Origin of the sequence: Halobacillus dabanensis, from assembly GCF_900114165.1 — a bacterium.
Taxonomy (GTDB): Bacteria; Bacillota; Bacilli; order Bacillales; family Halobacillaceae; genus Halobacillus; species Halobacillus dabanensis.
Window position 1 is genome coordinate 415,210 of record NZ_FOSB01000001.1, and the last position, 20,410, is coordinate 435,619.

The following is a 20,410-nucleotide window of genomic DNA, read 5'->3' on the forward strand; positions in this document are numbered from 1 at the left end:
ATGGAACAACGAGTCATTTGGGATCATATCGAATCGGCAGGAGCAGAGTACCTGACTTTGAAAAAATTTGCACGCCATATGGAAGTCCGGGGAACCGTATTGCTTGTAGATCAGGGAACACCGCACCAGCTGACATATGATTTGAAGGTAGGCCTTGATTGGAAAACCAAAAAAGTGAAAATATTTCGAGACGGAGATACGGAGCCATTTGTCGTCCAGGTGGAGAATCAGGATAAGTGGTGGGTCAATGGCAGGTATGATGAGAACCTGGATGGAGCTACGAACGTAGATTTGACGATAACGCCTTTTTCTAATTCCTTGCCAATTAATCGTGTCTCCTGGAATATCGGAGAACGTCGTACATTTAAGATGGTGTACATTGATGTATTGCGAAAAGAAGTAATGCCTTTATTACAGGTCTATACTTATTTAGGAGACACTAATGGCCATCGGATTTTTCAATACCGGTGTAGAGAATATGAAAATGCCCTCGTGATTGATAAGCAAGGATGGGTGGTCGAATATCCAGGGGTTTTCAATAGGGAATCTATCATTACTATAGGTAGCGAGGCATCCAGCGAACAATCCCATTCATTCTTAACGAACGCACCAACCACCGAGTCGTTTTAATAATACTGTCCCACTCAATAATATAGAAGGGTATAATTCTAAGAGCTGTTTGTCAGCTCTTTTTTACATAATGGAAATAATCGAATGATTGCAATAGGAGGATGTTGATGATCGAAGATGGATTGTCCAAGTTTGAGAGGGGATAACGATACTGAAAATACAGATGATCTGGGAAAAAGGGTGCTTTTTCTGAACGGCTATGATAACCTTAAAATAAATGTAAACCTAATTATTTTAAAGTTAACAAAAGTCGTCAGAAAGGGGAATCTGTATGTGGCTTGAACTAGCAACAAAAGTATTAAGGGGAGAAGAAATCAACGATCAGGAGGCTATTAGAGTTTTAAACTGTCCGGAAGATGAGCTGTTAGACCTTTTACATAGTGCTTATCAAGTAAGAAAGAAATATTACGGGAATAAAGTGAAATTGAATATGATCATCAATACTAAATCAGGTTTTTGCCCGGAAAATTGTGGATATTGTGCACAGTCAAGAGATTCAAGTGCTCCCATACAAAAATATCGGATGATGGATAAGGAGACAATTGTCGAGGGTGCAGAAAAAGCATATCGAATGGGTTCTGGAACATATTGTATCGTGGCCAGTGGCCGTGGTCCATCCAATCGTGAGCTTGATATCGTCACATCTGCAGTCCGCGAAATCAAACAAGACTATGATATGCGCATATGTGCTTGCCTTGGGTTGTTGAGAGAAGAGCAAGCGGTACAATTGAAAGAGGCAGGTGTCGATCGTTATAACCATAATATCAATACCTCTTTGCGTCATCATGATCAGATCACCACAAGTCATACCTATCATGACCGCGTAGGAACAGTGAATAATGCTAAGGAAGCGGGCCTTTCCCCTTGTTCTGGTGTTATTGTAGGGATGAGAGAAACACAACAGGATGTTATCCAAATGGCACGAGCTTTGAAGGCGATGGATGCTGACTCGATCCCTGTAAACTTTTTGCATGCCATTGACGGAACGGCATTGGAAGGAACGGATGAATTGTCCCCTTCCTACTGTTTAAAAGTACTATGCTTGTTCCGTTTGATCAACCCAACAAAAGAAATCCGAGTATCAGGTGGGCGAGAAGTGAATTTGCGAAGTCTGCAACCATTAAGTCTTTACCCGGCGAATTCCATATTTGTAGGGGATTACTTAACAACGGATGGTCAGGAAAGTACGGAAGACCATCAGATGATCAAAGATTTAGGATTTGAAATTGATGTCGTCAACGAAGATAAGATTACGATGTGAAAAAGTCGCCTGCAGGTGGCTTTTTTAGTCTATCCCAATGCTTCCATATCTGAATAACTTCCCTTTGGTCCAACTGTTATTATCAGGTTGACCTTCTATCTGTTGATATAGTACAGAACAACGATTACAATTATATGTAAGCGCTTTTAAATCATGGAGGGGGAGGGTAACGGATGCATGTACCATTGGTTTTGACGGAGTTTTTGGACAGGGCAGTCGATCTTTACGGGGAAAAGCTGGCGATTATTGATGATGATCGGACATTGACTTACCGACAACTCAATGCCCGTGTTAATCAGCTGTCACGAGGGCTGCAGTCCTTAGGGGTGAAAAAAGGTGACAAAGTGGCTTATTTAGCCCCGAACTCCACAGAAATGCTCGAAGGATTCTATGGTGTTTTTCAACTTGGAGCCATCATGACTCCATTGAACACAAGGTTGAAACCGGCAGATTACCGTTTCATATTAGAACATAGTGAGAGTAAAGTGCTTCTTGTTGATCATACGCTGTATCCATTAGTAGAAGAGGTTATTGAGGACCTTCCAAGCGTTGAGCATGTCATCATACATGGGGATGAGTCTCTGTCAGGTTACGAAACATGGTTATCGGGTTTTGCAAGTGAAAAATTTGACCGTGAAGTTATGGAAGAAACGGATATTGCCTCCTTGCTCTACACGAGTGGTACGACTGGTAATCCAAAGGGAGTATTGCTAAGTCATCGTTCCAATTATTTGCACGCACTGTCCTCCATGCATCACCTGCGCGTGACAGATCAAGATACCCTTCTGCATGTGTTGCCGATGTTCCATGTCAATGGATGGGGCTCACCTTTTTATTATACGGCGAACGGGGCAACACAAGTGATGCTCCGAAAAACAGATCCTGCGCTTATTTTAGAAAAAGTGGAGAAGTACAAAGTATCCGTGCTACATATGGCCCCGACTGTATTGAATATGGTCATACAAACATTTGAAGAGAAGCGCCCGGAAATCAAACAGGATGTCAGGGTTGTCATTGCTGGATCTGCCCCGCCTCCAGCCTTTGTCCGCCGAGTAGAGGAAGACTTGAAGTGGAAATTCGTCCAAGTGTATGGCATGACTGAAATTTCACCTCTAATAACCACTTCCGAACTGCGGTCTATGGACATCGACCGCCCGGCAGAGGAACAGTACCGTCTAAAAGCGAAGGCCGGGTATAGCATGATAGGAAGTCAGGTTAAGGTTTTCGACGAAGTTGGGGAAGAAGTAGCGCATGATGGAAAGACTATTGGTGAAATCGCCACGCGCTCTAATAATGTCATGGAAGGTTATTATAAGAATGAAGAAGCGACGAATGAAACGATTCGGGACGGCTGGCTTTATACAGGAGATATGGCAGTCGTCGATTCCGGTGGTAATATAGAAATCGTCGATCGAAAAAAAGATGTCATTATAAGTGGTGGAGAGAATATTTCTTCGATTGAAGTAGAGGCAACTTTGTATGAGCATCCCTCCATATTAGAAGCGGCTGTTGTTGCTATTCCGGATGAAAAGTGGGGAGAAGTACCCCATGCCGTAGTTGTTTTACGTGAAGAAGAAACACTGTCGGAGGAAGAAGTGATCCTATTTTGCAGAGAAAAACTAGCCCATTTCAAAGCACCAAAAAGTGTTGCTTTCATCGCAGAATTACCAAAGACTGCTTCGGGGAAAATCCAAAAGGTGGTCATTCGTAAGAAGTATTGGAAGGACCATAATCGATTGGTTAATTGACAAAGTGACTCGTCCGGAGAGGGCGGGTTTTTTTGTAGTCTTTTAGTGATAAATGCCATTCACCCATGGATGGAGAATGGCAAAGTCCCTGGTACTTGTTCAAGCCTTTGTTATGGGTTATTTTACCGTAACCAAAGCAGCATAAGAGTTTCACTATACCTGCAAACTAAGGTAAAAAGCGAAAGGGTGCTTCTGTTGAAGAACCTAAAATTATATGTTGCACTCCTTATGGTTTGCGTCTTACTTCTCCCTGTAAGCGTTTACGGTAAAAACCATCCCCGACATTATTATGAAGAACAAGGAACTGCAATCTGGGATGTCCCGATTTCATCAAAGTATATAGCCATCACTTTTGATGATGGTCCAAGCCCGAAATATACTCCCGAAATACTCGACATTCTAGAGGAATATGATGCAAGAGCGACTTTCTTCGTAGTAGGTTCACGAGCACAGGAAAATCCATCGATCATTAAATCGATGGTAGAGGATGGTCATGAACTAGCGAACCATAGCTATCACCATCCTGATTTTACGGGCATATCTAAACAGGATCTCATTAGTGAAATGGATAATACCGCTGCGGTTTTGGAGAACCTTACAGGTGTTCCACCGAAATTGTTCCGACCACCGGGTGGTGTATATAACGACATCATAGTGAATACAGCAAATGAGGAAGGGTATATGGTCGTCATGTGGTCGTGGCACCAGGATACGCGTGATTGGAAGAGTCCAGGTGTACACAAAATCGTCAGCACTGTTTTGAATAATACACGAAATGGGGACATCGTACTTTTTCATGATTACGGTGGCGACCGTTCTCAGACAGTCAAAGCTTTGAAGCAGATCCTGCCGCAATTGAAAGAGGAAGGGTACGAATTTGTTACAGTGTCAGAACTGATGCAGAAACATTCTAAATATAATCTTCTTCATGGTGTGAATGGTGTAAAATGATCAAAACCTGACCCGAAATCCCGGGTCAGGTTTTTTTACATAAGCTCGCATATCTTGAAGACTCCGTTTCGAGATATTTCATGAGTGGATAGGTACTGCGGGGGATGGATCGCTTTCCGCGGGAGCGCGTTGAGCCTCCTCGTGCACTCCGGGGTCTCACCAAGCACTCTCTTCCCGTAGGAGCCTCACCATCCCCCGCCGCCCCTTGCCAAATAAGTATCTCGAAACTGCACCAAGAATAAGGGATCATAAATGCTAATATGTGATTTTCAAAATATGAGTCCATGTCGAAAACTTGCTATATCGTGCTTATTCTCCTGGAACAGTGAGGATGGAAGCCGCTCCTTCTTGGTAAAGGGGTTCGCTTCTCTTCTGCTCCGAATGGGGTGGTGGGGAAGCTCGCCAGTTCCCCCCGCAGGAAAGCGTGTAGCTTCCCAACCACAACCTCTTCATATGGTCGAACCCGTTATATCGAGATCAAGTCTTACGGAATAATGCCATATAGGGGAAGAAATTCCTGATGGAAAAGCCTATTTATAAATCATGTTAAGAAATCTGACATTTATAGTTGTTTAAATATTTCGACTTTGATACAATATGAATTAACATAAAATGTTATAAAACCTAACATAAAGGAGCTGGGGAATGGTGGACGCTACATTTTTAATGAACAATCTTTGGATCGTGGTCTGTACGGTATTGGTATTATTGATGCAAGGCGGATTTATTTTACTGGAGGCAGGTTCCACCAGGATGAAAAATGCTGGGCACATTGCTGGCAAGACAGTATTCACTGTTGGAATTGTTTCCGTAGTTTTCTGGGCTGTAGGTTATGGGTTGATTTACGGGGAAGGTAATGGCTTTATTGGATTTTCTAATTTCTTTTTTGGTGACGCAACGACAATGGGGGAAGGGCTTGCTGGCTCGACTGATTTCATGTTCCAACTTGCCTTCGCAGCAATCGCCATGACAATTGCGTTCGGCGGTTTTGCTGAAAGAGCAAAATTGGTCGCTTATGTTATCTTCGCAGTTTTGTTCTCTGTATTAGTATATCCGGTCATTGCTCACTGGATCTGGGGAGGCGGCTGGTTAGGTGCACATGGGAAGCAAGATTTCGCCGGTTCCACAGTGGTCCACTTGACAGGGGCGATGGCGGCACTAGCGGCGACGATTATTTTGAAACCTCGTATTGGTAAATACAACAAAGATGGTTCCTCCAATGAAATTGCTGGTCACAACCAGGTTTTCACAGCTTTAGGCGTATTGTTGTTATGGATTGGCTGGTTCGGTTTTAACGCTGGAAGTACTTTCGGTGTCGCGGATGCGTTCTTTGGCTATGTTGCATTGAATACTCAATTAGCTGCAGGTGCCGGAGCGATTGGTGCGATGTTGATGGTATGGGCTGTCACAGGAAAAGCGGATGTACCGACAACATTGAATGGTGCACTGGCCGGGCTCGTTGCAATAACTGCTTCTTGTGCTTTCGTTGAGCCATGGGCGGCCGTTTTGATCGGTTTAATTGGTGGAGGTATTGTATTTTTCAGTATGCGTTTCTTCGATAAGAGAAAAATCGATGATCCTATTTTCGCCCTTTCTGTTCATGGAATCGTAGGGGTATGGGGCACATTGTCTAATGGGTTGTTTGCGACACCTGAACTTGCTACGGTCGGACGTCCAGGGTTGTTTTACGGTGGAGGTTTTGAACAATTGTGGGTTCAGACGCTTGGAGTTGTGACCAGTGGACTTTATGCTTTCATCGTATCCTTTATCATCTTGAAAGTAATGGATAAGGTTATGGGTGGATTGCGTGTCTCTGAAGAGGAAGAGATCATGGGACTTGATTTGAGTGAACATGGCGGTTACGGCTATCCAGAAAATCTAACTCCACCAAAAACGAAGACAGGTGCATAAGGTTAAAAGAAAAGGGTGGAAACGAATGTTTAATAGTTATAATGACATCAGGAAGTGGCGTGAAAATAGGATGGACTCTGTTTCAAGGGATCATTTCCAACTCAACGCTTTTCACGATCAAATGATTCAGCATGCTTTCCATCTAGCTAAAGAAAAAATAGAAAGAGAGCAGGGGCCACCTCCTGCTCCTTTTGCATTTTATTTAATGGGAAGTGCTGGAAGGTTTGAACAATCGATTTGGAGCGATCAGGATCATGGAATCGTATTTGATGGAAAGCAGGAACATCAGCATTATTTTTTAAAATTGGGAGAAGAAATAAGGGAAGGTTTGGCTGCCGTCGGTTATGAAAGGTGTGAAGGGAATGTTATGGCTTCGAACCCCCTTTGGTGTCAGTCAGTAGAAGTTTTACAAACGCAAATATCTGATTGGTTGCGGGAGGCAAGTTGGCAGAAGCTGCGTCACTTCCTTATATTCTTTGATTCCAGAGTATTAATAGGGGATAAGGGATTGTTGTTTCAAGTGAAAAAACAGGTTTTCTCCATTTTAGAAGAAGAGCCATGGCTGTTTTCAAGGCTTGTCGAAAATGTAAACCATGTGAAAAAAGGGGTCGGTATTTTTGGGCAACTTTTACCTGATTATAGTGGGGGGAAGAAAGGGAATTTCAATTTAAAGCAGACGGTTTATTTTCCATATGTCAATGCTTTAAGGATGTTAGCACTTTTGCATCATGTCAGTGCTCCTTCTACATTATCCAGGTTCGAAGCTATAAGGTCTATCTATCCATCAGTCGCTGCTTATGAAGAAGATTTCCACCAGTTGCTTCAGCATCGATTGCAATGGAGAAATGAAGCAGAGAGCTATGAGAATGTACACATGCTGAAAGTCGACCAACTTCCGAAAAAAGATAAGCAGCAGCTGAAAACAAGTGTAAGGCGAGGTCAAAAACTTTACAGTATTGCTAAATCTATCGTTAAGGAAGAGGGATGGTCATGAATCCGTTTGTCCAATTTGTCAAGGATATATCAGGAAGAATCGGAAATGGCTTCTCTTCCTTGAACCACCAGGACCCCTCGAATATGGCATACTTAAGAAACTTAGAGCGGGAAATGAAGAGCAGAGATGTTTTGGATATCCCATTTGAAGAATTGAATATTACCGTATTCGATCTTGAAACCACTGGCTTTTATCCTTATAAAGGGGATAGAATCCTATCGATTGGTGCTGTGAAAGTGGAAGGTTTGAAGATACTGGACCAAGAGGAATTCTACTCCGTCGTTCACACCGATGCTGGTCCTTCTCGGGAAATAACGAACCTTACAGGGATTACTAAAGAAATGGTTCAGGACGCCCCGTTTCTCGGAGATGTGTTAAAAGATTTTTTTGGGTATGTAAAAAATGATTTGCTTGTCGCTCATCATGCTAATCATGAAAAGCAGTTCATGAACCATGCTACATGGTTTTCTTTGAAAAAGAAATTTCAGCAACGCATTGTGGATACCACTTTTCTGACAAAAGTCCTTGAAGGACACGATCAGCTCCTATCGTTAGATGAGTGTTGCAATCACTTCAAAATAAGTAATGAAAAGCGTCACCACGCTTTATACGACGCTAAGGCGACTGCGGAGTTATGGGTAGCTTGTGTGCGGGAGATACAACAACAAGGCTTTACTGATTTGAAAGATGTGTACACTAAGCTTGCGACGTTAAAATGAGAATTCTTTTAGAAAAAAGACTCAGTATGCTTGAGTGGGTAACCATCCATAAAGGAATTGGAGGATCTGTGTATCGATCCTCCATTGTTATTGTTGAAAAATTTCACAGCATTCTGTACCGAAATGTCTTTTACTGACTTTGAGCGCTTTCAAGGAAGCAGAGGTAAGGACAAAAATTCCCACAGGTGTTATTCGCCTGACCCTGGTCCTTGTGCCGGGCGGTTTTTATTGGTGCGGTGTCCGATTTCTTCTTCTATAGGTAAGCTTTCTTTTGGTGTTTTGTTATTAGTCTTTGCTGCATTCATTTGTGAAGTTCTTTTTCCCATGATAGTCAGCCTCCTTTTTATAAAAATAGTTTGCTTTCGTGTTGGAAAGGTATCCGAGGTATTTTTTGTATGATACGAAACCTTCCCGACTTCAATGACGTATAGGTAAGTGGCCGAAACGGAGGTGCTGGAGAATGAAGGGATGGAGGCGAAGTAAAAGAAAAATATTCAAACACCAAAGCCGAAGGGAGGAAAAATACAAGTTCTTTGATTTAGTTATAGAGATTTTGTTCTGGATTCCAGAAATATTGATTTTTCCATTCCGCCTGCTCTTCTGGATGCTAAGAGGGATAGGGAGAATCATCGGTCATATTCTTGATTCGATTTGAGAGTTGGGAGGGCTCCAATGTGAAGGAAGTTACCTTAGCGAACGGAAAAATAATAAAGGTTGACTGCTTGAGTTGTGCCATAACGAGTGGGAAGGTCGAACCGGATGGAGGAGTGATCGTTGAAACAGATCATTTTCATGCCCATCAGGATGTCGCTTATCCAATAAAAGGATTAGTCATTGTAGCTTCTAAGCGTCACATCAAATGCATGGATGAGTTGACAGAGGAGGAACAACTCGATTACATAAAATTAATTGCTAAAATCAGACAAGCCCAACGAGACATTTTGGGAATCGAGTATGTGTATTTTTTTTATAATGAAGACACGACCCACCACTTTCATTTATGGATGGTACCGAGATATGGATGGATGTATGAGTTTGGTCGTTCAGTCGAATCTGTCCGGCCCGTATTGCTTCATGCGAGGAAGGAGAAATCCAATCGTGAGGAAGTCATGGAGGGGATTCGACTATTGAAGGAAGAACTGAAGAGGAAAGGGCGAGAGGGATAATTTTCTCACTTTTTTATAATAAAAAAGAGGAAATTCCCTTAGTGGGAATTCCTCTTATGAGTGCAAGGCGGATTTAGTCATTCAATAACTCAGAAATAATTTCATAGGAACGCAAACGGGCATCATGGTCATAAATTTGGGAGATGACCATCATTTCGTCGGCCCCTGTTTCTGATTGGAATTCCTCCAGTTTTGCTTTCACGGTTTCTTTGCTACCGATAATGGATGCGCCTAGTTGTTGCATGAGTGCAGCTTTTTCCTGTTGTGTCCATACTTCATCCATATCATCCACAGGGGGCTGCAACAAATGGTTCGTGTTGCGTACAAGATTTAGGAACTGCTGTTGCAAGGAAGTCGCTAATCGTTCAGCTTCCTCATCTGTGTCGGCAGCAACAACATTGACACCTATCATTACATAAGGTTTGTCCAACGATTCCGAAGGTTGGAAGCTGGAGCGGTATAAGTTCAATGCGCCTCTTGTGTTGTTCGGTGAAAAATGACTCGCAAACGAAAAAGGAAGTCCGAGTTGGCCAGCAAGTTGAGCACTGAATCCACTAGACCCAAGTAACCATATCGGAATATCAAGCCCTTCTCCAGGAATCGCACGGATATGACTGTCACCTGTAAAGTAGCCGCGCAGTTCATCTAACATCTCAGGGAATTCGTTCGGATCGGAGTCCAGGCTTCTGCGCAATGCTCGGGCAGTCATTCCATCTGTACCAGGTGCACGACCGAGGCCGAGATCGATGCGACCCGGGAAAAGCGTTTCGAGCGTACCGAACTGTTCGGCAATGATTAAAGGGGCGTGGTTTGGAAGCATGACACCTCCAGAACCGACACGGATAGAATCGGTATGATGCAAGACGTGACTGATCGCTACCGAAGTTGCCGAGCTGGCAATGAATGGCATGTTATGGTGTTCCGCCATCCAATATCTTGTGAATCCCCATTTTTCAACGTGTTGAGCTAAATCTACCGTGTTGCGGAAAGAATCTGCCGGTGTGCCTCCTTCGACGACTGGAGCTAAATCAAGTACGGAAAATTTTGTATTTTGTAATTCACTGTTAGACATATGATTGAACCTCTTTTCTTTGGAATCTAAAACGGTATAGTTTATATTACCAATTTTATTTCGGGTATCAAAATAATCTGTTTTGAAACTTCCTCGACTAGTAAAACGCTATATTGGTAAGGAGGAGGATCATGCGAATTTTCATCGTGTTGCTCTGTAGCTTACTGTTCCCATTTTTAGCTTATCCGACTATTACTTCAGGCACATCATGGGCTTATAAATTCGTTGTTTGGAATGATTTTATCTATGTAGTGGATGAAGATAAGACTGAAAATCGAGTAGAAAATGCCGGAAAGCGGATCGGAGAAGTGACCGTATATTCTGACATGAACCAACACAAAGGGAATTTTTCAAATGCGTATGAAGAAGGGACAGGTTATTACAAAATTATTGGTGTTCCTACATCCGATACGATTGCTGTTGAAGTGAGGAAGGGAGTGTACCTGAAAGCTGAAAGGGAAGGAATATACGGCTTCAAAGGTGAACAAGAAGCTGTCACCGGTCATTATTTAGAAAATGGCGTGAATGTTGAGCGCAATGATTTGTTAATAGGAACCCTTGTATTCTTTGGTTTCTTAAGCCTCCTGGTTCTCCTCGTATATCACTTTCAAAAGAATCGAACATGAGCATGGAAAAGGGATAACATACCTTTTCTTTAGTAAAATGGAATCACTGTAATAATATGGAGGATTTTAAATGTTCGAACGTTTGAAGCGTCTATTCATTCCAAAACAGTGCGCCATCTGCAAAATGAAACCAACACAACCACAGAAATATATCAACGACCAGAAGGAAACGGTTCTCGTATGCAGAAAGTGTATATCATACGCCGAGCGCCGCGCTATGAGAAAAATGTAGAAAAGAACAGGAATAGTATAAAATCACTCTCTCATTTACGTTGCTTATCATACAGCACAAACCTCCATGATATACTGAATATAGTAATACTTTTCCTGAATTCTATTATTGTTTTTTATATAACCATCCTTACATGAACAAACAATATCGAGATATTTTGAAATATAACTAAAAAATAGGCTTTTGGTAGTTCTTTTAGAATTGTAATAATGGACAGTCTACTGATTGATTCCGTAGCCCGTAACTCTCATTTGTATCTCGGAATCGACTCCTCACTACACATTAAAAAAGGGGGTTTTATATGGACAACATTAAAGAAACCATCCTTGAAGTCATCCTCTCCATTCTCCCCATCACGATTGTCATAACGATACTCCAATTTACGCTGATTTGGCTTCCGATGGAAATGTTCTTGCAATTTCTCATCGGCGTTCTCATGGTAGGAGCAGGTCTTATATTATTTCTGCTTGGTGTGAATATCGGTTTGCTCCCGGTCGGAGAAATGATCGGTTCCGCCTTATCTAAAACGAAAAAAGTATGGCTGATTGTATTTTTTGGGTTTCTTCTTGGACTTGTCGTCACCATTGCTGAACCGGATGTCCGCGTTCTTTCCTCACAAGTGGATCAAGTTTCCGGTGGTCAAATCCCAATGGATATCCTTATTTTAGCTGTCGCCATTGGTGTGGCTATTTTCGTTGCGCTTGCCATGGTCAGGATTATTTTCAGCATCAATATTGTTTATCTTCTTGCCGGAGGGTATGCTCTCGTTTTTCTCCTGGCTGCTTTTACACCCTCTGTATTTGTTCCGATTTCCTTTGATGCAGGTGGAGTTACTACAGGTCCGCTTACGGTTCCTTTCATTCTGGCTTTAGGGGTCGGGGTGGCATCTGTCATGAAAGGGAAATCATCCTCCAGTGATGGATTCGGGCTTGTTGCATTAGCCTCGATCGGACCTATTTTATCTGTGCTCCTCTTAGGGGTGATCTACGGGTGACAATTCAATTTTTTGAAGGTTTCTGGCACGTACTCCTGGACGTTGCTTCCGCTCTCATTCCACTTTTTTTCCTATTTCTCATCTTTCAATTCATCTTTTTAAAACTTCCATGGAGTAAATTACAAGATATTCTCATAGGTTTTCTATTAACTTATGTGGGCCTTGCTTTATTTTTACAAGGCGTGCATATCGGTTTTTTACCTATTGGTGCGGCCATGGGAGAGAAACTGGGTATGATTGATCATCGTTGGTTGTTGATACCAGTTGGATTCGTACTCGGCTTTGTCGCCATTTATGCAGAGCCGGCTGTCAGTGTACTCACCCATCAGGTTGAGAAGGTATCCGGTGGTTACATCCCACAAAAAGTCCTGCTTTATACATTATCCTTTGGTGTCGGGCTATCGATCGCTCTTTCTATGGTGCGGATCATTGTTGGTATTCCTATTTGGTTTTTAGTCGTCCCTGGATACGTGCTAGCTTTGATCATCATTAAATTTTCTACCAAAACATTTACCTCTATCGCTTTTGATTCGGGCGGAGTGGCTACAGGTCCGATGACAGCCACCTTCCTTTTGGCAATGTTCGTAGGTATTGCATCGGTCACCGAAGGACGGGACCCTTTATTGGACGGATTTGGTATGGTTGCTCTCGTCGCCTTAGCTCCTATCTTATCCGTACTCACCCTTGGAGTCATATACAAAAGAAAGGAGCGGGAGCAATATGTCAAAGAACAAATCCGGCCAAAAGCTCATAGTAACGATCGTTAAAAAAGAAAAAGCGAAAAAAGTCGTCCATGCCTCCACATTGGCAGGAGCGCAAGGGGGGACGACCTTTTTTGGAAAAGGGGTCCGCATGGATGAAAAAAAGCGGTTCCTCGGAATTCCGGTGGAGCGGGGACGGGAAGTCATATTGACACTCGTTTCTGAATCGATTTATCCGAATGTAATGGAAGCGATCATCGAATCCGTGAAACTTAATAAGCCGAAACATGGTATTGGTTTCGTCATAGATACGAAAAAAATAAGTGGAATCAATCATATGATTGGACTAGGACTCGAAGCAGAACAAAACGGGGAGAAGGAAGGGATGGAAGTGGAAAAACAGAAACGTTCCTACGACCTGATCGTAACTATCGTTAATAAAGGAGATGCCGAAAAAGTGGTGGACGCTTCCAAAGATGCTGGGGCGGAAGGCGGAACAATCATCACGGGACGCGGAACAGGCATCCATGAAAAAGCAAAACTTTTCAATATACTAATAGAGCCGGAAAAAGAAGTCGTCCTTACCCTGATCATTAAAGAAAAGAGTGCCGAAGTATTACGTGCGATCGAACACGGCGCACGTTTAGATGAACCTGGACGTGGGATTGCTTTTGTAGTGGATGTAGAACGAACTGTAGGCATCAACCATTTGTTGAACCAGCAGATGAAGGATGAAATGAGGGAGTAAGCCGATGGTAATCAGACAAGAACAGGAAACAGAATATCAGATGATTGAACGAGTGATCATTAAAGCTTTTGAAAATTTGGAACGGAGTGATCAAACAGAGCACAAACTTGTTACGAAGTTAAGAAATACAGAAGGTTATATACCAGAGCTGGCTTTAGTGGCTACAGAGGATGGAGAAATCGTCGGTCATATTTTATTGACAAAAATCCAAATCAATAACGGAACACATTCCGTAACTTCGCTCGCCCTTGCTCCTGTATCTGTATTACCGAGAGAACAAAACAAAGGGATCGGTAAAAAGTTAGTTCAAAAAGGGTTACAACATGCAAAACAGCTTGGATTCCCATCTGTCATCGTACTCGGCCACCCGGATTACTATGTAAAATTCGGCTTTGCGAAAGCTTCAAGTTTTGACATCCACGCACCTTTTGAAGTACCTGATGAGGCGTTTATGGCCCTGGAATTGGAAAAAGGAGCGCTGGAGAAAGTATCTGGCATAGTGGATTATCCACCAGCTTTTTCGTAAGTGTAATAAATAAGGAGAGTAAAAGGATCATCAACTTTCTGATAAATAGAGAATTAGAAGTAGGAGGGTTTCGTTTGGCTGGAAGTATTTTTTTGGCGGTCATTTTTCTAATATTCGGTTTCTGGATGATAACAGTGCCGTGGCTTTTATGGTGGATCACAGAGAGCTGGCGCTCGAAAGACGCTGAAGGACCCTCCGATCTATATATCCGGATCTCTAAAATTACCGGTGTTCTGTTTATGATTTTTGGCGCATTGAATATTGTTGATATATTTGTTTAGGTGGAAGAGCATAGTTTGGAGGGGATCAGATGAAGAGGATGCCAGTCTTTGTCTTTGTTTTGGTTCTGTTTCTATTTGGCTGTTCATCCCAACAGGAAAAATTAATAAACGACTTAAAACCTCGAGTCGATGATCGGTATAGTGTGTTTGCTTTTAAAGATGAAGAGACCTCCTCTGAAGAATTCCAATCGAAAATAAACGAGGTATTCAATGATGCTGAGGTTTGGGAAAACAAACTGTACGCTTTTGAGATCTATGACCGTATCCCGACAGAACCTTATGATTATCAAAAACTATTAAAAATTGAGAAAAGACCAGCGTTTATCGTCATTGATTCAGAAGGGATCGCTTTCCGGACACATAATCTGACGGAATTGGAGAACTTTTTCTTTGAAGAATAGACGATAAATATGAAACTTCCGATGAAGGTATCCGTATAGGAGAATAAACAGACTAGAAATCTGGATGTGGTTAAATGAAGGTAGTCAATGGGTTCACAAAATATCTTGTTAGTGTTCTAGGTATTATTCTCCTCAGTTGTGTTCCAGTGTTGTTTAAGCACGGGTATCGTTTTGACTTTCTTTACTATTTACAGACCGTTTGGGGTGTCCTTCGAAATATAGGCTCTCCTTCTGAATGGGTTTTTCAACATCGTGTTGGTACTCAATACGTGGAGAAGCCTTTATTCTCTTATATTTTTGACAACTACCTTTACTCCATGACTATATTATTTTCCGCATTATTGATTGCAATCATTTTTGGGATGGCCCTTGCATTATTTTGTATGGGCATACCTCAAAAGTGGAAGCGGGGAATTCATACATCATTAAATAGCTTAGAAGCAATGCCGGATATTTTATTCTTGTTTTTGTTACAAATGTTAGTGGTTTGGTATTTTAATACATTTGATGTTCTCCTGTTTCCGTTTGTCTATTTGGGAGAAGAAAAGCTTTATTTATCGCCAATATTATCTTTATGCATTTTACCAATGGTCTTGTTTTTTCGCCTGTTTTTACTTTTGTTGGAAGAGGAATGGACTAAGGATTATGTGCAATTGGCAAGAAGTAAAGGGTTCAGTAAAACATATATCTTGTTGAAACATTGTTTCAGGAATATAAAGACAAGTTTTGTTATCCAATCTAAACCGATTGTCTGGTTCACTTTATCGAGTTTATTAGTTATCGAGTATTTACATAATATTTATGGAATCGTCCGGTTAATCTTTTTTGATACTCGTCCCTTTATTCTTGCTGTAGCTCTTATTTTAATCTTCACCCCGTTTTTTCTTATTTATACTTTTCTTGAAGGTCTCATAAAAACGGAACCAGTCTCCCAGCAGGTTCGTCCGCCTAAAATGTTGACAGCTGCAAATGCCTTTTCAAGAAGAGGTGGCAAGCAAATTTTTAATATGGAATTAATATTTGATTCTATTAAGCGAATGGTTTCTGCTTTTAAAGATGTAAGCAGGAAGCCAACGTTTCTTTTAGGTTGTGGATACATGATAGGTATTACTGTCTTAAGCATTAGTTACACGGTAAGTGCAGAAGTCCCTGTTGAACCTTATGGAATATACCAGGATGAGGCTGGTGAATATCAAACCCCTCCTCATCGACCCGACGATGGAATCTTATGGTTAGGAAGTAATTTGAATGGCTATCCCATATGGACAATGTTGCTCACTGGTGCTAAATATACGGTAGGGGTGGTATTGTGTATATCTTTTGTAAGGATATTATCAGGATACCTATTCGCCTTTCCATATGTGTTTTGGTTCGGGGAACGTACGAAAAAAATCATCAACTATCTTGCTGATGGCATGCAGTTTTTACCACTATCCTTAGTTACCTATTTATTATTGATCGACCGCATTAGGTTTCATGGGAATGAGAGGATGACAGCTGAGAACCTGATGGTGCCGAATTTTATACTAGAGGTAGTCATTCTTGTCGTTTTTTCGATCCCGGTTGTCCTCCATACTATAGGTGAAGAATCAGATGAATTGGTAAAGAAAGAGTTCATCCAAGCATCCATTTTATTAGGAGCTAGTAAAAGTAAGGTTTTCTTTAAACACATGACCTTACATTTGATACCGAGGTTAATTCATTTGTCTGCCCAACAAATGATTCAGGTACTTCAGGTATTAATGCATCTGGGGGTATTAGGGATATTCTTGGGAGGAACTATCATTGGTAATAGAGAAGGAGCTTCTCAATCTTTGCTTTATGAATGGACGTCCATGTTTGAAACGATGCGGATCGGCATCATGACGGAGCGATATTGGCTCATACTTCCCGTTTTAGTTGCTTATGTATTATTAATATTCTCTATTCAAACTATTAGAAACAGACTAATAGAACATCAACAACGAGCTATCGGATTGCACGAGGGTAAGAAGGGGATAAAACGAATGGGTAAGGGGGGAGTTGGTAATGAACAAAGAAAGTTATCCATAGATGAAAATAGCTTTGAATTTGCCCATAACAAAACGGGATTTGAATGACTTTCCAAGCCTAGTTTCTTTGTAATGAAAAGAGTTCCTTTCCCTCTCCTATTTAGATAGTGGAGGGGAAGGAACTCTTTTGTTATTTATTAAAATGGCTTACTATGTTTCGGGTCTGCAGATTTTGTACCGGCACCTTCATTATTGTACATTTCTTCAAAAGCAGCTCTTTCTTCCTTAGCCATATTCACATGAGGTTGTTTTTTGCGTTTCCGCTCAAAATAAATGGATAGGCCAATCAATACGATAGGGATCAAGAGTAAAAGCCATAACATTGGAATATCCTCCTTGAGTTTTTGGCTTACAATTACCCTATTCCCCTTAAGAAACTATTTATTCTTATGTATCAAAAAACCAACATATGGAACTATGGAATGTAATGTGTGTTATTAGATTGTCACAGAGCCCTGAACTAATTGATTATGGTATTAATTTTATCAAAGGGGCTATGATGATAGCGGTCTATTAACTCAAGCGTCCTTATTCAAACTTGGTCAGGGATACCCAGGGTGTTTGAATAATTTTTCGCCTATACATCAAAACCCATCTGCTCATACCCTAGGATGAACGAGTAAAAGGGGGGGCGATGATTTGGATCGAATCTATCACCACGGGCATGGCACATACATTCCAGGTTACGGGTACCACCACGGACATGGCACCTATGTCCCGGGATACGGGTATCACCATGGCCAAGGAACATATGCTCCGGGCAATGGGTTTCAACATGGACATAGCACCTATGCACCAGGCTACGGTTATCATCATGGTCACGGAGGGTATTCTCCATGGTACGGAGGAGGCTTCCATCATGGCCATGGAGGATTCTACGGATAATAATCCACTTAATCTTTATTAGAAAGGTTATACTCTCATTATTTCTTGCCAAAGAAGGGGCGTTCGTTATGAATGTTCCTTCTTTTATGTTTTCCTTCTGCATAAGATGCTTGTACATAGAGTTTTTGCTGGAGGTTGATGCCTTGAAAAAATATTTCCCTTTCCTTATGTTATTGTTTATATTTCTCTTTGCCGGGTATCTGGATTCACACGACAGCACTTCATTGGAACCTTCAAATTTACCGGGAAGTGTAGATACGGATGACACAGAAACTAGTTCATCCGAAGGTAATTCCCCTTCCACTACATGGGAATTGGGAATGATCTTGGAAGGTACAAAAATTGTTGATGGGACGAAAGTGGAAACCTATCGTGAGTATGAGGTTTATAAAGATGAGAATGGCAATATCGTGAAAAGGGTGCCTACGTCCAATTACAATTATTTGCGGTATGAGTAGGAATATTAAACAAAAGACACTCCGGTAACAGAGTGTCTTTTGGGAGGTGCCTGACCCCCGCTGAGTTACTGCTTTAGTAAGGTGGGGGTCTGGCACTTAGTAGATACTATTTATATAGTCTTTCGGAATGCTTTGACGATAATGCCGTCATCGGCTGGTTCGAAGTCATGTTGCGGCAACCGCTCAAATCCATATTTTTGATATAAAGCGATTGCATCTTTCATGAAATCCCCTGTGTGAAGGCCGATTTCTTTGAATCCTTTCGCTTTTGCACGAAGGATACACTCGTCAATTAACTTAGAGGCAATCCCTTTGCCTCGTGCCTCTGGTGAAACTGCAAGCACGCGGATCTCCGGATAATCGAGCTGATCTACAAATCCTTCGTAGGCATCTGTTTTAGCCGGAAAAAGAGCGACACTCCCCATGATTTCTCCCTCTACTTCAGCAACAAGCAAATCTACGCCGGGCTGTTGATCAGCTTCAGAGGAAATCGCCTTTTTTAATGCTTCCCAGTGTCCGGCTGGTATGGACTTGGTATGATCTTCATAAGCAGCCACACGTTGTCGACGGACTTCTTTTAATTCTTCTTTTTTAGCTTCTCTTACAATAATCTTCATCAAGCTTCTCCTTTAGTAACGGAACATTTTCTTACTATTACTCATTTCTTCCCGGTTATGTGGTGTTTCCCATACAGACAAGTCAGGTCCTTTAGGTAAAATCTTTTCTTCTGTACTGTCCGGATTAATGGTGATCGACAAGTGGTAATGCTGCTTGATCGCATCAAAATCTGTCGTGTCACCGAAGCCTTCTGTCTGATATAAATCACGTGCGTACCCCCATAAATTAGGGAATTCGCGGATCAAATTACGGTTTGTACGGAAGCCATTATAGTAGGCAGCATCAAAGCGGGCAAGCGTCGTATATAACCGCACATCGGAGTCTGTAATATAATCGCCGTGCAGGAAGCGGTTGTGGGACAGCCTTTCCTCCAGCTCATCGAGACGGGCGAAAAGACGGTCGAACGCCTCTTCATAGGCAGCCTGGGAGTGGGCGAATCCACATTTGTATACACCATTATTGATGTCATGGAATATTGCATCGCTCAGCTCATCAATAGCATCGCGTAAATCTCCAGGGTAAAGGTCTGGAGCACCTTTTTTATGAAAAGGGGACCAGACTGTTTCAAAATAGTTGGTCAAGTGGAAGTAATCGTTGTTGACTGCTTTCTTTTCTTCGACATCGACCATGACTGGAACAGTAGGGCGGCCAGCATACTCAGGGTCAGCATTCAAGTAAACTTCGCTGACATACTGGATGCCGAGCACAGGATCCTGATTGTCCTCATCCAGGGAGAATTCCCAATCGACCCGGCTGATTTGTGGTCGCATCGGACTGACCGTGCCAAGACTGATCGCGTCTTCTAACCCTAGAATCCTCCTAACGATCACAGCACGATGGGCCCACGGGCATGCGGGGGACCATATCAGCCGATATTTTTCGGTATCGATGGGAAGCTCTTCTCCGAAAGGGGCTGTAAAGCGATTGGTCTGACGTTTGAAGGAACCATCTTTGCTTATTTCTGCTGGCTTTTTCGTAGAACTCATCAAAAATCCCTCACTTTCAAGATATTTATTGTATCTTGTTTATCGCACGTTCTCCTACTACCGTCAAGAAATTAGCCTTTTAATCTTTTAGGTTTTATCCTATCCAGCACTCTTGTAATGTTTGAATTTTATCACCTCTGTACAGACGATCTGCATTTTGAAATCTACCCCATATGCGGTTGGCCAAAGTGATTCCCCATTAGTTTCAGGCCGGCCAAACCCCTAATTAAAATAGAAAATAGGAAGGTGGTATACGTACAGATCAGGAGCATCCAGGGCCCTGTTCTACCATAAGGTTGAAAATTTCTTTTTATCTGTTTTCTTTTTATGATGGTTTGATAAGCTTTAATAGAAAGAGTGAATAAGAGGTGTATTTCTTTGTATAATAAGGAGGTTACAGTGCACAAATATAAGCGAATACATATCATTGGTTCTGTAGCGAGTGGAAAGA

The 20,410-nt window shown here is 41.9% G+C and carries 26 protein-coding genes; 21 read left to right on the forward strand and 5 right to left on the reverse strand.

All coding sequences use genetic code 11. From position 1 onward, the window contains the following. From BMZ58_RS02110 to BMZ58_RS20935, 8 genes are all read left to right on the forward strand, one after another. Positions 1 to 630 (forward strand): putative glycolipid-binding domain-containing protein, encoded by a 630-nt coding sequence (locus tag BMZ58_RS02110; RefSeq protein WP_075034888.1) that lies wholly within the window; start codon positions 1 to 3, stop codon positions 628 to 630. Positions 631 to 901: 271 nt separating this feature from the next. Beyond that, positions 902 to 1,891, forward strand: coding sequence for a biotin synthase BioB (gene bioB / locus BMZ58_RS02115; RefSeq protein WP_075034889.1), 990 nt, complete (start codon positions 902 to 904; stop codon positions 1,889 to 1,891). Positions 1,892 to 2,064: 173 nt separating this feature from the next. Further along, on the forward strand, positions 2,065 to 3,639 hold the full coding sequence (locus BMZ58_RS02120) for a long-chain-fatty-acid--CoA ligase (RefSeq protein WP_075034890.1): 1,575 nt from the start codon (positions 2,065 to 2,067) through the stop codon (positions 3,637 to 3,639). A gap of 195 nt (positions 3,640 to 3,834) precedes the next feature. Then, on the forward strand, positions 3,835 to 4,590 hold the full coding sequence (locus BMZ58_RS02125; protein ID WP_075034891.1) for a polysaccharide deacetylase family protein: 756 nt from the start codon (positions 3,835 to 3,837) through the stop codon (positions 4,588 to 4,590). A 648-nt stretch (positions 4,591 to 5,238) separates the two neighbouring features. Next, positions 5,239 to 6,501 carry an ammonium transporter gene (locus tag BMZ58_RS02130; RefSeq protein ID WP_075035100.1) on the forward strand — a complete coding sequence of 421 codons (1,263 nt, stop codon included), beginning with the start codon at positions 5,239 to 5,241 and terminating at the stop codon, positions 6,499 to 6,501. Positions 6,502 to 6,526: 25 nt separating this feature from the next. Further along, positions 6,527 to 7,495, forward strand: a complete 969-nt coding sequence (locus tag BMZ58_RS02135) for a DUF294 nucleotidyltransferase-like domain-containing protein (RefSeq protein WP_075034892.1) — start codon at positions 6,527 to 6,529, stop codon at positions 7,493 to 7,495. Beyond that, on the forward strand, positions 7,492 to 8,214 hold the full coding sequence (locus BMZ58_RS02140) for an exonuclease domain-containing protein (RefSeq protein ID WP_083412474.1): 723 nt from the start codon (positions 7,492 to 7,494) through the stop codon (positions 8,212 to 8,214). The genes BMZ58_RS02135 and BMZ58_RS02140 overlap by 4 nt, the downstream gene beginning before the upstream one ends. After that, positions 8,211 to 8,351, forward strand: a complete 141-nt coding sequence (locus tag BMZ58_RS20935) for a hypothetical protein (protein WP_167360006.1) — start codon at positions 8,211 to 8,213, stop codon at positions 8,349 to 8,351. Before BMZ58_RS02140 ends, BMZ58_RS20935 begins: the two co-directional genes overlap by 4 nt. 51 nt (positions 8,352 to 8,402) lie before the next feature. On the opposite strand, the gene BMZ58_RS20940 is transcribed toward BMZ58_RS20935, so the two are convergent. Continuing rightward, positions 8,403 to 8,540: a hypothetical protein gene (locus BMZ58_RS20940; protein WP_167360007.1), complete on the reverse strand. Its 138-nt coding sequence runs from the start codon at positions 8,538 to 8,540 to the stop codon at positions 8,403 to 8,405. A gap of 134 nt (positions 8,541 to 8,674) precedes the next feature. Between BMZ58_RS20940 and BMZ58_RS02145 the strand changes: the two genes are divergently transcribed. Together BMZ58_RS02145 and BMZ58_RS02150 are read left to right on the forward strand one after the other, a co-directional pair. Beyond that, positions 8,675 to 8,869: a hypothetical protein gene (locus BMZ58_RS02145; RefSeq protein WP_075034894.1), complete on the forward strand. Its 195-nt coding sequence runs from the start codon at positions 8,675 to 8,677 to the stop codon at positions 8,867 to 8,869. A gap of 19 nt (positions 8,870 to 8,888) precedes the next feature. Then, complete coding sequence (locus BMZ58_RS02150; RefSeq protein ID WP_075034895.1) at positions 8,889 to 9,380, forward strand: HIT family protein; 492 nt, start codon at positions 8,889 to 8,891, stop codon at positions 9,378 to 9,380. 73 nt (positions 9,381 to 9,453) lie between these two features. On the opposite strand, the gene BMZ58_RS02155 is transcribed toward BMZ58_RS02150, so the two are convergent. Continuing rightward, positions 9,454 to 10,452, reverse strand: a complete 999-nt coding sequence (locus BMZ58_RS02155; RefSeq protein WP_075034896.1) for an LLM class flavin-dependent oxidoreductase — start codon at positions 10,450 to 10,452, stop codon at positions 9,454 to 9,456. A 131-nt stretch (positions 10,453 to 10,583) separates the two neighbouring features. Between BMZ58_RS02155 and BMZ58_RS02160 the strand changes: the two genes are divergently transcribed. The 9 genes from BMZ58_RS02160 to BMZ58_RS02195 all read left to right on the forward strand — a co-directional run bounded on the left by BMZ58_RS02160 (position 10,584) and on the right by BMZ58_RS02195 (position 17,060). Then, the gene (locus BMZ58_RS02160; RefSeq protein ID WP_075034897.1) at positions 10,584 to 11,078 is read left to right on the forward strand and encodes a hypothetical protein; all 495 of its coding nucleotides are present in this window, start codon (positions 10,584 to 10,586) and stop codon (positions 11,076 to 11,078) included. Positions 11,079 to 11,148: 70 nt separating this feature from the next. Then, positions 11,149 to 11,310 carry a hypothetical protein gene (locus BMZ58_RS20945; RefSeq protein WP_167360008.1) on the forward strand — a complete coding sequence of 54 codons (162 nt, stop codon included), beginning with the start codon at positions 11,149 to 11,151 and terminating at the stop codon, positions 11,308 to 11,310. Positions 11,311 to 11,611: 301 nt separating this feature from the next. Continuing rightward, positions 11,612 to 12,304 carry a DUF1538 domain-containing protein gene (locus tag BMZ58_RS02165; protein WP_075034898.1) on the forward strand — a complete coding sequence of 231 codons (693 nt, stop codon included), beginning with the start codon at positions 11,612 to 11,614 and terminating at the stop codon, positions 12,302 to 12,304. After that, entirely contained in the window at positions 12,301 to 13,071 is a 771-nt protein-coding gene (locus tag BMZ58_RS02170; protein WP_075034899.1) for a DUF1538 domain-containing protein, read from the forward strand. The genes BMZ58_RS02165 and BMZ58_RS02170 overlap by 4 nt, the downstream gene beginning before the upstream one ends. After that, positions 13,025 to 13,753, forward strand: a complete 729-nt coding sequence (locus BMZ58_RS02175) for a P-II family nitrogen regulator (protein ID WP_075034900.1) — start codon at positions 13,025 to 13,027, stop codon at positions 13,751 to 13,753. Before BMZ58_RS02170 ends, BMZ58_RS02175 begins: the two co-directional genes overlap by 47 nt. Before the next feature lie 4 nt (positions 13,754 to 13,757). After that, positions 13,758 to 14,279 carry a GNAT family N-acetyltransferase gene (locus BMZ58_RS02180; RefSeq protein ID WP_075034901.1) on the forward strand — a complete coding sequence of 174 codons (522 nt, stop codon included), beginning with the start codon at positions 13,758 to 13,760 and terminating at the stop codon, positions 14,277 to 14,279. Positions 14,280 to 14,353: 74 nt separating this feature from the next. Then, positions 14,354 to 14,560, forward strand: a complete 207-nt coding sequence (locus BMZ58_RS02185) for a DUF6199 family natural product biosynthesis protein (RefSeq protein ID WP_075034902.1) — start codon at positions 14,354 to 14,356, stop codon at positions 14,558 to 14,560. A gap of 29 nt (positions 14,561 to 14,589) precedes the next feature. Continuing rightward, positions 14,590 to 14,961, forward strand: a complete 372-nt coding sequence (locus BMZ58_RS02190) for a hypothetical protein (RefSeq protein WP_075034903.1) — start codon at positions 14,590 to 14,592, stop codon at positions 14,959 to 14,961. 74 nt (positions 14,962 to 15,035) lie between these two features. Beyond that, complete coding sequence (locus BMZ58_RS02195) at positions 15,036 to 17,060, forward strand: ABC transporter permease subunit (protein ID WP_075034904.1); 2,025 nt, start codon at positions 15,036 to 15,038, stop codon at positions 17,058 to 17,060. A gap of 89 nt (positions 17,061 to 17,149) precedes the next feature. Here the strand turns inward: BMZ58_RS02195 and BMZ58_RS02200 are convergent, their stop codons facing one another. Beyond that, on the reverse strand, positions 17,150 to 17,335 hold the full coding sequence (locus BMZ58_RS02200; protein WP_075034905.1) for a hypothetical protein: 186 nt from the start codon (positions 17,333 to 17,335) through the stop codon (positions 17,150 to 17,152). 316 nt (positions 17,336 to 17,651) lie between these two features. Here BMZ58_RS02200 and BMZ58_RS02205 point away from each other — a divergent pair, with 316 nt between their 5' ends. Both BMZ58_RS02205 and BMZ58_RS02210 read left to right on the forward strand, forming a co-directional pair. After that, positions 17,652 to 17,897 (forward strand): hypothetical protein, encoded by a 246-nt coding sequence (locus BMZ58_RS02205; RefSeq protein ID WP_075034906.1) that lies wholly within the window; start codon positions 17,652 to 17,654, stop codon positions 17,895 to 17,897. Positions 17,898 to 18,040: 143 nt separating this feature from the next. After that, positions 18,041 to 18,355 carry a hypothetical protein gene (locus tag BMZ58_RS02210; protein ID WP_075034907.1) on the forward strand — a complete coding sequence of 105 codons (315 nt, stop codon included), beginning with the start codon at positions 18,041 to 18,043 and terminating at the stop codon, positions 18,353 to 18,355. Between the two features lie 110 nt (positions 18,356 to 18,465). Here BMZ58_RS02210 and BMZ58_RS02215 read toward each other — a convergent pair whose 3' ends face one another. Both BMZ58_RS02215 and BMZ58_RS02220 read right to left on the reverse strand, forming a co-directional pair. Further along, a complete protein-coding gene (locus BMZ58_RS02215; RefSeq protein WP_075034908.1) occupies positions 18,466 to 18,972 on the reverse strand; it encodes a GNAT family N-acetyltransferase in 507 nt (168 codons plus the stop codon). A gap of 12 nt (positions 18,973 to 18,984) precedes the next feature. Continuing rightward, positions 18,985 to 19,959: a glutathione S-transferase family protein gene (locus tag BMZ58_RS02220; RefSeq protein WP_075034909.1), complete on the reverse strand. Its 975-nt coding sequence runs from the start codon at positions 19,957 to 19,959 to the stop codon at positions 18,985 to 18,987. Between the last annotated feature and the right edge of the window lie 451 nt (positions 19,960 to 20,410).